This window comes from Pseudomonas lutea, from assembly GCF_000759445.1.
GTDB lineage: Bacteria > Pseudomonadota > Gammaproteobacteria > Pseudomonadales > Pseudomonadaceae > Aquipseudomonas > Aquipseudomonas lutea.
Genome location: NZ_JRMB01000001.1, coordinates 2,484,822 through 2,497,119 on the forward strand (window position 1 = coordinate 2,484,822; position 12,298 = coordinate 2,497,119).

The window sequence follows — 12,298 nt, forward strand, 5'->3', positions numbered from 1 at the left end:
GCCTCTCCCAAACTGTCTGTGAACATTCGCATCGCTGATGACCCGCCATCGGAGGCGCCGCGCATGCACTCGCAGCACCCGCGCCATGCCTCAAACGCACTTGGCATCAGTGACCGCATCCGCTACCGCCGACACACTGGCAGTTACCGACCTACCCACATTGCCACCATTCCACGCACCTTTATTGGGCGAAGAACGAGGTCATGCCCTTTCCTGGATCAACACCCAAGGGGCTACGACCACCGCCCATAACGGCGGATCACGCTCCAGAAGGTCCAGAGCCTTTGATTCAGAGACCTTGCCGACTTCTCCGCTATTGAGCCAAACAGCCACCTGCGCCTCACTGTTTTCAGCAAATGCCTGCGCGACAGCGATCAAATCCTGAGAAGCCTCGACCCACAACAGGGCACCCTTTGCAAAGAACGGTTGCAATTCTTTCCAGGTGATAGAGGCCGTTTCGCCAAGCAGCTTGGCATAGAGGGTGCTAGGTTCTTGCGTCATGGGTTTCACCGTATTGAAAATCGGCGCAATGATAGCGCCGCCTTTCGCACCGACAAACCCGGTTTTAAGTGACTGATTGCAGAGAAGTTCGCTCAAGCCGCTCGTTAGGTCCTTCAATGGGACAAAACAGCTGGCTGGATTGTGTATCTTTCTGTCGATTAAGCGACATTCACAGGCTTTGCCCACTGCAGCCAGCTTTTCAAGCGCTCAACCGGCGCTCTAAACTGTTCCGGTACAGTTGCCGGGGGTGTGGCCTGGAGATTTCATCCGGTCCTGCAGCTTTGGCCGTCAGGATTATAAAAACTACAACGCAAGAGTGGAGCATCATGACTAAGGGTATTAATCAGATTTCCAAGCTGTTTGCCGCACTGGTTCTGGCGGGGGTTGCCAGCCACTCGTTCGCAGCTGACACCATCAAGATCGGCATCGCCGGCCCGAAGACCGGCGCGGTTGCCCAGTACGGCGACATGCAGTTCAGCGGTGCCAAGATGGCCATCGAGCAGATCAACGCCAAAGGCGGCGTCGACGGCAAAAAGCTTGAAGCGGTTGAATACGACGATGCCTGCGACCCGAAACAAGCGGTCGCCATCGCCAACAAAGTGGTCAACGACGGCGTCAAGTTCGTGGTTGGTCACCTGTGCTCCAGCTCCACTCAGCCTGCTTCGGACATCTACGAAGACGAAGGCATCATCATGGTGACCCCGGCTGCCACCAGCCCGGAAATCACCGCCCGTGGCTACAAACTGGTGTTCCGCACCATCGGCCTGGACAGCGCCCAGGGCCCGGCTGCCGGCGAATACATCGCCAAGCAGGTCAAGCCGAAGATCGTCGCGGTCATCCACGACAAACAGCAATACGGTGAAGGCATCGCCACTGCCGTCAAGCAGACCCTTGAAAAAGACGGCGTGAAAGTCGCCCTGTTCGAAGGCATCAACGCCGGCGACAAGGACTTCTCTTCGCTGATCGCCAAAATGAAGCAAGCCAACGTCGACTTCGTCTACTACGGCGGCTACCACCCAGAGCTGGGTCTGATTCTGCGCCAGGCGCAGGAAAAAGGCCTGAAAGCCGGCTTCATGGGCCCTGAAGGCGTGGGCAACGCTTCGATCTCGCAAATCGCCCAGGACGCTTCCGAAGGCCTGCTGGTGACTCTGCCGAAATCGTTCGACCAGGACCCTGCCAACAACGATCTGGTCGCAGCATTCAAAGCGAAAAAAGAAGACCCTAGCGGTCCGTTCGTGTTCCCGGCCTACGCTGCGGTGGAAGTGATCGCCGAGGCGATCAAAACGGCCAAATCCGAAGACACCGCGAAGGTGGCTGCAGCCATCCACGCCGGTACCTTCAAGACCCCTACCGGCGATCTGTCGTTTGACGACAAGGGTGACCTGAAGGACTTCAAATTCGTCGTTTACACCTGGCACAAAGACGGCACCAAGACTGAAGCCCCTGCGAAATAACGCAGCCTTCAGGCTTACCCGAAGCCCACTGCAACCGCAGTGGGCTTTGTTTTAGCTGGGCACCGAATTCCACAAGAATTCCGGCCCCTGAACATCTTGAAACCGCACCAGTGAATCACTGGGCTCGTGCCGAACGCGGACGTAGATCACGACGCGCGAGCGGGAAAAGACTTCACCAGTGGAACACCAGGCAGGTTTTTAGGAGCACACAGCAATGCCGATAGATCTCTATCACTTTCTTCAACAGCTGGTTAATGGGATGACCATTGGCAGCACTTACGCCTTGATTGCCATCGGCTACACCATGGTTTACGGCATCATCGGCATGATCAACTTCGCCCACGGCGAGGTGTACATGATCGGTTCGTATGTGGCGTTCATCGCCCTGGCCGGTCTGACCATGCTCGGCCTGGACAGCCTGCCCCTGCTGATTACCGCAGCATTCGTCGCCAGTATCGTGGTGACCAGTGCCTACGGTTACGCCATCGAGCGAGTCGCCTATCGCCCGCTGCGCGGCAGCAACCGTTTGATCCCTCTGATTTCCGCCATCGGCATGTCGATTTTCCTGCAGAACACCGTGCTGTTGTCGCAGGACTCGAAAGACAAGTCGATTCCCAACCTCATCCCCGGCAACTTCGTTTTCGGCCCCGGCAGCACCCATGAGGTCGTGATCTCCTACATGCAGATCCTGATCTTCATCGTGACGCTGGTGGCGATGCTGGGGCTGACCTGGTTCATCTCCCGCTCTCGCCTGGGACGCGCTTGCCGCGCCTGCGCCGAAGACATCAAGATGGCCAACCTGCTGGGCATCAACACCAACAACATTATTGCGCTGACCTTCGTCATCGGTGCCGCGCTGGCGGCCGTCGCTGCGGTGCTGCTGAGCATGCAGTACGGCGTGATCAACCCCAACGCCGGGTTCCTGGTGGGCATCAAAGCCTTTACCGCGGCCGTGTTGGGCGGCATCGGCAGTATCCCGGGCGCGATGCTCGGCGGTCTGGTGCTGGGCGTCGCCGAAGCCTTTGGTGCCGATATCTTCGGTGACCAGTACAAGGATGTGGTGGCGTTCGGTCTTCTCGTATTGGTGTTGTTGTTCCGGCCAACCGGCCTGCTCGGCCGTCCGGAGGTTGAAAAAGTATGACCAGGAATCTCAAATCGGCCCTTTTCAGCGCAGTGCTGGTACTGGCCGTCGCTTACCCGATCCTCGGGCTCAAACTGGACATCGTGGGGGTAAACCTTGCGGTAGTGGGCGCCAGCAACACCACCGTGCTGGTGATTTTCGCCGCTGCGTTTCTGATGTTCCTGCGCGTGCTGTTCAACGAGCAGATCAGCGCGATGTGGCGCGGCCGCCCGCAAAAGCAGCTGATGTCCGACAAGACCAGCAACTTTCTGACCCTGCCGTCGACCCAGCGCTGGTTCCTCGGTGCCCTGGTCATCGCCGCATTGGTCTGGCCGTTCTTCGGCTCGCGCGGCGCGGTGGACATCGCCACGCTGATCCTGATCTACGTGATGCTCGGCCTGGGCCTGAACATCGTCGTCGGTCTGGCCGGGCTGCTGGATCTGGGTTACGTCGGTTTCTATGCCGTGGGCGCGTACACCTACGCCCTGCTCCAGCATTACTTCGGTTTCGGCTTCTGGATCTGCCTGCCGCTGGCAGGGCTGGCGTCGGCAACCTTCGGGTTTTTGCTGGGCTTCCCGGTCCTGCGCTTGCGCGGCGACTACCTGGCGATCGTGACGCTGGGTTTCGGTGAAATCATCCGCCTGTTCCTGCGGAACCTGACTGACGTCACCGGCGGTCCGAACGGCATCAGCAACATCGAAAAACCAACGCTGTTCGGCCTGACGTTCGAGCGCAAGGCTGCCGAAGGCATGCAGACCTTCCATGAATACTTCGGCCTGCAATACAACTCCATCAACAAGGTGATCTTCCTTTACCTGATCGCCCTGTTGCTGGCCCTGCTGGCGCTGTTCGTGATCAACCGGCTGTTGCGCATGCCCATCGGCCGCGCATGGGAAGCGCTGCGTGAAGACGAAATCGCCTGCCGCGCACTCGGCCTGAATCCGACCATCATCAAACTGTCGGCTTTCACCCTGGGCGCTGCGTTCGCCGGTTTCGCGGGCAGCTTCTTCGCCGCGCGCCAGGGCCTGATTACGCCTGAGTCTTTTACCTTTCTGGAGTCGGCAATCATTCTGGCGATCGTTGTGCTGGGCGGCATGGGTTCGCAGCTCGGTGTGATCCTCGCAGCTATCGTGATGATTCTGCTGCCTGAACTGCTTCGCGAGTTCAGCGAATACCGGATGCTCGGCTTCGGCGCCTTGATGGTGCTGATGATGATCTGGCGTCCTCAGGGCTTCCTGCCGATGCAGCGTCCCGTCATGAAACTCAAGGGGGAGCGCTGATGAGCCGTCCAATTCTGCAGGCGTCCGGCTTGTGCATGCGCTTTGGCGGGCTGTTGGCCGTCAACGGTGTAGGCCTGACCGTCAATGAGAAACAAGTGGTGTCGATGATCGGCCCCAACGGCGCCGGCAAGACCACCGTGTTTAACTGCCTGACCGGGTTCTACCGTCCTACCTCGGGCACCATCCTGCTGGACGGCGAGCCGATTCAGGGGCTGGCCGGCCATGAAATCGCTCGCAAGGGCGTGGTGCGTACCTTCCAGAACGTGCGCCTGTTCAAGGAAATGACGGCGGTGGAGAACCTGCTGGTTGCCCAGCATCGTCATCTCAACACGAACTTCCTGGCCGGCCTGTTCAAGACCCCGGCGTACCGCAAAAGCGAGCGCGAGGCCATGGAATATGCCGAGCACTGGCTGGAAGCCGTCGATCTGAAGGACTTCGCCAACCGCCCTGCCGGCACGCTGGCGTACGGTCAGCAGCGCCGTCTTGAAATTGCGCGCTGCATGATGACGCGTCCGCGCATCCTGATGCTCGACGAGCCGGCTGCCGGTCTGAACCCGAAAGAAACCGAAGACTTGAAAGCGCTGATCGGCGTGCTGCGCAACGAGCACAACGCCACGGTGTTGTTGATCGAGCACGACATGAAGCTGGTCATGAGCATCTCCGACCATATCGTGGTGATCAACCAGGGCACTCCCCTGGCCGATGGCACGCCCGAGCAGATCCGTGACAATCCTGAAGTGATCAAAGCCTACCTGGGGGAAGCGTAAATGCTGCAGTTCGATAACGTTTCCACGTTCTACGGCAAGATCCAGGCGTTGCACGGGGTCAGCATTGACGTGCAGCAGGGCGAGATTGTCACGCTGATCGGCGCCAACGGTGCGGGCAAGTCGACGCTGTTGATGACGCTCTGTGGTTCGCCGCGTGCTCATAGCGGGAGCATTCGCTATATGGGCGAGGAGCTGGTCGGTCTGGAGTCGTCGGTGATCATGCGCAAGAGCATTGCGGTGGTGCCTGAGGGCCGTCGTGTGTTCGCGCGGCTGACGGTGGAGGAGAATCTGGCGATGGGCGGATTCTTCACCGACAAGGACGATTATCAGGTGCAGATGGATAAGGTGCTTGAGTTGTTTCCGCGCTTGAAGGAGCGTTTCAATCAGCGCGGCGGGACGATGTCCGGCGGTGAGCAGCAGATGCTGGCCATCGGACGGGCGTTGATGAGCAAGCCGAAGTTGTTGTTGCTCGATGAGCCTTCGCTGGGTCTGGCGCCGATTATCATTCAGCAGATTTTCGAGATTGTTGAGCAGTTGCGGCGCGATGGGGTGACGGTGTTTCTGGTTGAGCAGAATGCGAATCAGGCGTTGAAGATCGCTGACCGTGCGTATGTTCTGGAGAATGGCCGGGTGGTGATGCAGGGTTCGGGGGCTGAGTTGTTGGTTGATCCGAAAGTGCGGGATGCTTATCTGGGTGGTTAACGGGGCCGGATCTACAGCAAGATCAAGGGCGTCTGCCTAACGGCAGAGCGTTTCGCCTTCGGCGAGTTACTTGGAAAGGCACCCCAAGTAACCAAGGGTGCTTGCTCCTGGTTTGGCTCCTCCTGCGTCGGAGTACCCTCACTCCGGTCTCGCTCCGTGGGCCCGCTGCCGTCCGCCATCCATGGCGGGGGGCAGCTCTCGCCGCATCCATGCGGCTCGGCCCACTCCACGAGACCTGCGTTCAGCCTGCACCCAAGTCGCGATTGGCGGTGTCTGGGCTTTTTGCGTATGAAGATCAAAAGCAGATCACAAGCAGATCAAAAGCAGATCAAAAGCAGATCAAAAGCTTCCCGGCTGAAGCCGGTCCTACTGGGCGCCGCCGGGTTTACAGAGGTTGCCGCTGGTGCCACTGACTGCATGCGTTGCTTTTTGTAGGACCGGCTTTAGCCGGGAAGAGGCCAGTTGACGCACTGGAATTTTTGATTGTTTAAACCTGTCTGATCGTTCCCACGCTCCGCGTGGTAATGCATCCTGTGACGCTCCGCGTCAGCTTTACCTCTCCCCACCAACGAGGCCGACCCTCCTAGCCGTCAAAGCTTTTCCAAAGCCGCTGTGCTGCGTTCGAACCATTCGCTCAGATAATCCGCCATGACTTGCACACGCCTCGGCACCCGCCCTTCGAAGGGATGGACCAGGTACAGCGACGATACCGGTGTCTGGTAGTCGCGCAGCAGCCACTGTAAACGGCCGTCTTTCAATTCTTCATGGACCATGTACGACGGCAGTCGCGCGATGCCGGCGCCGACCAGTGCGGCTTTTTTGAGGAGGCCGTAGTGGTTGCTGGCGAACGTGCCACGGACGTTGATGCGGGTCAGTTGGTGCTGCTGATGGTAGGTCCACGACTCGCGCCCTGTGTTGTGGCTGTTGAGCAGGCACCGGTGTGCGCGAAGTTCTTCCGGCGTTTGCGGCGTGCCCTGTCTGGCCAGGTATTCGGGGCTGGCGCAGGTCAGTTCCTGCAGGGCCAACAGCGGCTTGGCCACTAACCGCTCGTCGATGCCGACGCTGGAGCGGATCCCCAGATCGAAGCCGTCCCGGCGCAGGTCGCGATAGTGGTTGTTGAGGTCCAGTTCCACCTGCACGTCTGGGTAGGCCTGAGCGAACTCGGTAAGCAAGCCTTCAAAAACGGTTTCGCCCAACGACACCGGCACCGTCAGCCGCACGCTGCCGATCAGGCTTTCACCGAGGCACGCCATCGCGTCCCGAATACGATCCCGTTGCGCCAGCAGCGCGCGAGCCTCGGGCAGCAGGATGGCGCCTGCCGAGGTCAGGGTCAGGCTGCGCGTGGTGCGGTGGAGCAGCGTCACGCCAAAGTTCTTTTCCAGCTTGCTGATGCGCTTGGACAGCTGACTGGTGCTGGTGTCCAGCCACTGCGCTGCCAGCGTGAAGCTATTGGCCTCCACCAGCAGCGCGAACGCCGCGAGGTCGTCCATTTCGCTCATGATTGTTTCCTTTCTGACAAAGCGGGATTGCCGTTTAGGCCCTGTTTCGGTGGTAACGGGCGGCCCAGACTGGGTCACCGTCCAGAGAAGAGGAAAACCGCATCATGAAAATCCTGTTGATTGGCGCCAGCGGCACCATTGGCTCGGCGATCCAGAAGGAATTGGCGCCCCGCCATGAGATCGTCCGCATTGGAAGAAACGGCCCGGACGAGCACGTCGATATTAGTGACAGCGACTCGATCCGCAAACTATTCGAACGGACGGGCTCTTTCGACGCATTGATTTGTGCGGCCGGCAATGTCACGTTCGCGCCGCTCGGCGAAATGACCGCCGACTCTTTTGCCCTGGGTCTGCGTGACAAACTGATGGGGCAGGTCAATTTGCTGCTGATCGGCCGGGAATACGCCAACGACGCAGCGTCCTTCACGTTCACGACCGGAATCACCAGCGTTGACCCGATTCGCACCTGCGCGTCGGCCAGCCTGGTCAATGGCGCGATCGACGCATTCGTGCGTGCCGCTGCCATCGAGATGCCGCGTGGGATGCGGGTCAACTCGGTCAGCCCCAACGTGCTGGTCGAAGCGATGGGCAGTTACGCGCCCTACTTCCGTGGCTTCAAGCCAGTTCCGGCAGCGGATGTAGCGCTGGCGTATGCCAAAAGTGTCGAAGGGCTACAAACCGGACAGACCTATCAGGTTGGCTAATCGCCCCTTGTGATGAACGAGCAGGCTGAGTAACGTGGCGGCACTTGTCTGGAGACCGCCCCATGTCCGCTGCTCGTTCTGCCCTGATGTTTGCCTTGTTGCCCGTGTTTGCCGGCTGCCAGTTGATGCCGTCACCTTCCGCTGACAACAAGGTATCGACTGCCGGCATGATCCGCATGCAGGGCACCCTCAGCGGAGACGGCGGCAAGCTGTTCTTCGCCCCGTGCAACGAACAGCGACGCTACGCGGTGTCCGACAAGGGCAACACCGGCATCCTCCAGGAAGCCGCCTCGGTGGTAGACAAAAACGGCAAGGCGTTCGCCGATGTACGCGGCAACTTTGTCGCCAGCAAAGCCCAGGGCAGTGACGGCCAGGCCGACCTTTATCAGCTTTACCGCGTCGAGCGGCCGAGCGGCGCCTGCGAAGACCCCAACTTCAAGCGCTTGACCATTCATGCCAGCGGCAATGGCCCGAAGTGGAACCTCAACGCGAGTGGCAAGGGCCTGGTGCTTGAGCGTGAAGGCAAGGAACCGTTCGCCGTGCCCTACATGGAAGAACAGATGCCAGAGGGCCGTTTCAATCTGATCACCGACGCCAACAACCAGCATGTCGAGCTGTACGTCGCGCCGCTGCGTTGCGTGGACCCCTCGAACGGCTCTGTCCAGCACCTCACTGCCGAACTGCGGGTCAATGGCCAGGTTCAGCGCGGTTGCGCCTACTTCGGGGCCATGCGCAACGACTGATGCCTGTCTTTTGCAGGAGCGCGCTTGCTCGCGAGCGCGTTCCCGGAAGCACATCCCTGACCACTGCCCGGCAGAATCGCGGCCAAGCGCGCTCCTGCACTGCTTCGCCCGTCACCTGCTTACACCGTTCGCCCCGAAATGTGGCTTATAATCGCCCGCTCTTGTAGTGCTGCCGGGCCGATCCTGCGGCCCGAAACCGGATTTTTAAATGTTACGAATCACCGAATTCAAACTGCCGCTAGACCACGCGGACGACGAACTGCGCCCTGCACTTCTGCAACGCCTGGCCATCGGCAGCGACGAGCTTCTGGATTTCACCCTGTTCAAGCGCAGTTACGATGCGCGCAAGAAATCCACTGAGCTGCAGTTCATTTACACCATCGACTTTCAAGTGCGTGACGAGCCGGCCCTGCTCAAGCGCTTGAGCCACGACAAACACATCGGCCCGGCCCCGGACGTCAGCTACAAGATGGTCGGCAACGCCCCGGCCGACCTGAGCGAGCGCCCGCTGGTGGTCGGTTTTGGTCCGTGCGGCATTTTTGCCGGCCTTTTGCTGGCGCAGATGGGCTTCAAGCCGATCATCCTGGAGCGCGGCACCGAAGTCCGTCAGCGCACCAAAGACACTTGGGGCCTGTGGCGCAAGAACGTGCTCAACCCCGAGTCCAACGTGCAGTTTGGTGAGGGCGGCGCAGGCACCTTTTCCGACGGCAAGCTGTACAGCCAGATCAAAGACCCGAAATTCATCGGCCGCAAGGTGCTACACGAGCTCGTCAAGGCCGGCGCGCCCGATGAAATCCTCTACGTCAGCAAACCCCACATCGGCACATTCCGACTGACCGGGGTGGTGGAGAACATGCGTCATCAGATCGTGGCGCTGGGCGGTGAAGTGCGTTTCCAGCAACGCGTGACGGACGTGCTCATCGAGGACGGCCAGATGCAGGGCGTGGTGCTCGACAGCGGCGAGCGCATCGATTCCCGGCATGTGATCCTGGCGTTGGGTCACAGTGCCCGCGACACTTTCCGCATGCTCCATGGGCGCGGCGTGTACATGGAGGCCAAACCGTTTTCGGTGGGCTTCCGCATCGAGCATCCTCAAGGCTTGATCGACCGCGCCCGTCTGGGCAAATACGCCGGTCATCCCAAGCTCGGCGCCGCCGATTACAAATTGGTACACCACGCCAGCAACGGCCGGTCGGTCTACAGCTTCTGCATGTGTCCGGGCGGCACTGTCGTCGCAGCAACGTCAGAGCCGAACCGCGTCGTGACCAATGGCATGAGCCAGTACTCGCGCAACGAGCGCAACGCCAACTCGGGCATTGTGGTGGGCATCACTCCGGAAGAGGATTACCCGGGTAGCCCATTGGCAGGCATCGAGCTGCAGGAGCGCCTGGAGTCGCATGCCTACCTGATGGGCGGCGAAACCTACGAAGCCCCCGCGCAGCTGGTCGGTGACTTCATCGCCGGCAAGGCGTCGACAGCCTTGGGCCAGGTGGAGCCTTCCTACAAGCCCGGCGTCAAGCTGACCGACCTCGCCGACGCTTTGCCTGCGTTCGCGATCGAAGCCATCCGGGAGGCGCTGCCGGCTTTCGAGAAGCAGATCAAAGGTTTCTCACAGCACGACGCGATCCTGACCGGCATCGAGACGCGCACATCCTCGCCGCTGCGGATCACCCGAGGCGAAGACTTGCAGAGCCTCAACGTCAAAGGCCTTTTCCCGGCGGGAGAAGGCGCAGGGTACGCGGGCGGCATCCTGTCGGCGGGGGTCGACGGCATTCGCATTGCGGAAGCTCTGGCGCGCAGCATGTTGGGGATGACCCACTAAACCGCCCACAAGGTAACGCCCTACAGCCTCGTGAGTCAGTTTGCCGGACGCGTAAATGACCAACCGCGTTCGCCAGCAAGCCGGCTCCTAAGATTCGCATATGCCGCAGATTTCAGAGGGTGTCCGGAAAAACTGTAGGAGCCGGCTTGCTGGCGAACCGGTTGGAGTGTTGCGCCAGCGCGAACGGTTGTCGCTAGGTCTACCCTGGCAGCACCATGCCTGCCCCGCGGTTCAGGGCGGTGGCGTGCTGCTCATCGGCCCTGCATTCAGACGCCACATGAACGAGAGCAGATGAAACGAAAACGCCCCGAATCATCGGGGCGTTTCAGTCAGCGGATTGAAGGTCCGCCTTGTGAGCGACAGCTCGGCTTAGTGACTGACGCGGCTGGTGCCGTTGACCGTCATGATGCGGACGCGCTCACCAACCCGGAAGATCTCGTTCTCTTGAACTTCCTGCACGTAGGCGCGCATGGTGCCGTCATCTTCCCGCACGGTGATCTCAACGCCCTGCGCACGGGTCAGGCCACCTTCAGCCGCCGAGCCCAGCAAACCGCCGGCGACTGCACCGATCACCGCAGTCACGATGCTGCCACGGCCGCCGCCGATGGCGCTGCCGCCGACGCCGCCAACAATGGCGCCCGCGCCCGCGCCGATCGGGGTTTTGGTGCCTTCAATCTTCACCGGGCGCAGCGACTCGATGGTGCCCAGGCGTACGGTCTGCACCTGGCGAGCTTCGTCGCGCGAGTACGAGTCACCGGTGAGGCTCGAAGTACAGCCGCCCAGCGTCAACGCCATGGCGGTGAACGAAGCAACCAACAGAACAGACTTGCGCATAACAGTATCTCCAGAGGAACAGGTAGCCATTAGACTCTGCGACGTTAATCGATGTCACGGTCCTGTACCGATAATTTACGTTTATTCAGCCGTGATACAGCAACCCGTCCACGTCTCAAACAATGGACGGCAGCGCCAGGCATTGATTCAAATAAAAGTGTGACAGAGGCCCTGCCCCATGGCCTTTTACCTGACCGCCGGCACGTTGAGCCGGGGCTAAGGCGCCAGACGCTCGCGCTGCCACGTCTCTTGCACCAACCGGTAATTGAGGCGGTCATGCAGGCGACTGGGGCGCCCTTGCCAGAACTCGATGCGATCCGCGACGAGGCGGTAACCGCCCCAGTGCTCGGGACACTCGGGTTGCAAATCGCTGAATCGGGCCTCGGTGGCTCTGAGCAGGCCTTCAAGTTCTTCACGGTCGGCGATAACCCGGCTCTGCGGCGATGCCCATGCGCCGAGTCGGCTGCCGAGCGGGCGGATCTGGAAGTAAGCGTTGGACTCTTCGTGGCTGACTCTTGCCACCCGCCCCTCGATCCGCACCTGACGTTCCAGGGTGGGCCAGAAGAATGTCATGGCGGCGAAGGGCCGCTCGCTCAGCTGCTGACCTTTGGCACTCTCATAGTTGGAGAAGAACGTAAAGCCGTGGGCATCGAGCCCCTTGAGCAGCAAGACCCGGCAGTGGGGACGACCGTCAACGTCAACGGTCGCCAGCGTCATGGCATTGGCTTCGACAGGCGCCTGCTCCGTTTCGACCGCCTCGTCAAACCAGCGGCGAAACAGCGCGAAGGGTTCTTCCGGTGCCTGGGCTTCGGTCAAACCTTCGCGGGCATAATTACGGCGCATATCGGCCAGATGCTGGCTCATCACTGCCT

12 protein-coding genes are annotated in these 12,298 nt (G+C 60.4%); 8 read left to right on the forward strand and 4 right to left on the reverse strand.

What is annotated here, in order from left to right; translation table 11 throughout:
* Positions 1 to 201: 201 nt before the first annotated feature.
* The gene (locus LT42_RS10640; RefSeq protein WP_037013234.1) at positions 202 to 501 is read right to left on the reverse strand and encodes a DUF2288 domain-containing protein; all 300 of its coding nucleotides are present in this window, start codon (positions 499 to 501) and stop codon (positions 202 to 204) included.
* Positions 502 to 827: 326 nt separating this feature from the next.
* Here LT42_RS10640 and LT42_RS10645 point away from each other — a divergent pair, with 326 nt between their 5' ends.
* The 5 genes from LT42_RS10645 (at position 828) to LT42_RS10665 (ending at position 5,824) form a co-directional block, all read left to right on the forward strand.
* On the forward strand, positions 828 to 1,955 hold the full coding sequence (locus tag LT42_RS10645; protein ID WP_037012208.1) for a branched-chain amino acid ABC transporter substrate-binding protein: 1,128 nt from the start codon (positions 828 to 830) through the stop codon (positions 1,953 to 1,955).
* A 214-nt stretch (positions 1,956 to 2,169) separates the two neighbouring features.
* Positions 2,170 to 3,096 (forward strand): high-affinity branched-chain amino acid ABC transporter permease LivH, encoded by a 927-nt coding sequence (gene livH, locus LT42_RS10650; protein ID WP_037012211.1) that lies wholly within the window; start codon positions 2,170 to 2,172, stop codon positions 3,094 to 3,096.
* The gene (locus LT42_RS10655) at positions 3,093 to 4,355 is read left to right on the forward strand and encodes a high-affinity branched-chain amino acid ABC transporter permease LivM (protein ID WP_037012212.1); all 1,263 of its coding nucleotides are present in this window, start codon (positions 3,093 to 3,095) and stop codon (positions 4,353 to 4,355) included. The genes livH and LT42_RS10655 overlap by 4 nt, the downstream gene beginning before the upstream one ends.
* Positions 4,355 to 5,122, forward strand: coding sequence for a high-affinity branched-chain amino acid ABC transporter ATP-binding protein LivG (livG, locus tag LT42_RS10660; protein ID WP_037012214.1), 768 nt, complete (start codon positions 4,355 to 4,357; stop codon positions 5,120 to 5,122). The genes LT42_RS10655 and livG overlap by 1 nt, the downstream gene beginning before the upstream one ends.
* Positions 5,123 to 5,824 (forward strand): ABC transporter ATP-binding protein, encoded by a 702-nt coding sequence (locus LT42_RS10665; RefSeq protein ID WP_037012216.1) that lies wholly within the window; start codon positions 5,123 to 5,125, stop codon positions 5,822 to 5,824.
* 590 nt (positions 5,825 to 6,414) lie between these two features.
* Here the strand turns inward: LT42_RS10665 and LT42_RS10670 are convergent.
* On the reverse strand, positions 6,415 to 7,323 hold the full coding sequence (locus tag LT42_RS10670) for a LysR family transcriptional regulator (RefSeq protein WP_037012218.1): 909 nt from the start codon (positions 7,321 to 7,323) through the stop codon (positions 6,415 to 6,417).
* Between the two features lie 104 nt (positions 7,324 to 7,427).
* On the opposite strand from LT42_RS10670, the gene LT42_RS10675 reads away from it, so the two are divergent.
* From LT42_RS10675 to LT42_RS10685, 3 genes are all read left to right on the forward strand, one after another.
* Complete coding sequence (locus LT42_RS10675) at positions 7,428 to 8,027, forward strand: short chain dehydrogenase (RefSeq protein ID WP_037012219.1); 600 nt, start codon at positions 7,428 to 7,430, stop codon at positions 8,025 to 8,027.
* A gap of 62 nt (positions 8,028 to 8,089) precedes the next feature.
* Entirely contained in the window at positions 8,090 to 8,770 is a 681-nt protein-coding gene (locus LT42_RS10680; RefSeq protein ID WP_037012221.1) for a COG3650 family protein, read from the forward strand.
* Between the two features lie 208 nt (positions 8,771 to 8,978).
* Positions 8,979 to 10,592, forward strand: a complete 1,614-nt coding sequence (locus tag LT42_RS10685; protein ID WP_037012223.1) for an NAD(P)/FAD-dependent oxidoreductase — start codon at positions 8,979 to 8,981, stop codon at positions 10,590 to 10,592.
* Positions 10,593 to 10,961: 369 nt separating this feature from the next.
* Here the strand turns inward: LT42_RS10685 and LT42_RS10690 are convergent, their stop codons facing one another.
* Positions 10,962 to 11,426 carry an outer membrane lipoprotein gene (locus LT42_RS10690; RefSeq protein ID WP_037012225.1) on the reverse strand — a complete coding sequence of 155 codons (465 nt, stop codon included), beginning with the start codon at positions 11,424 to 11,426 and terminating at the stop codon, positions 10,962 to 10,964.
* A gap of 216 nt (positions 11,427 to 11,642) precedes the next feature.
* On the reverse strand, positions 11,643 to 12,290 hold the full coding sequence (gene pdxH / locus LT42_RS10695) for a pyridoxamine 5'-phosphate oxidase (RefSeq protein ID WP_037012227.1): 648 nt from the start codon (positions 12,288 to 12,290) through the stop codon (positions 11,643 to 11,645).
* Between the last annotated feature and the right edge of the window lie 8 nt (positions 12,291 to 12,298).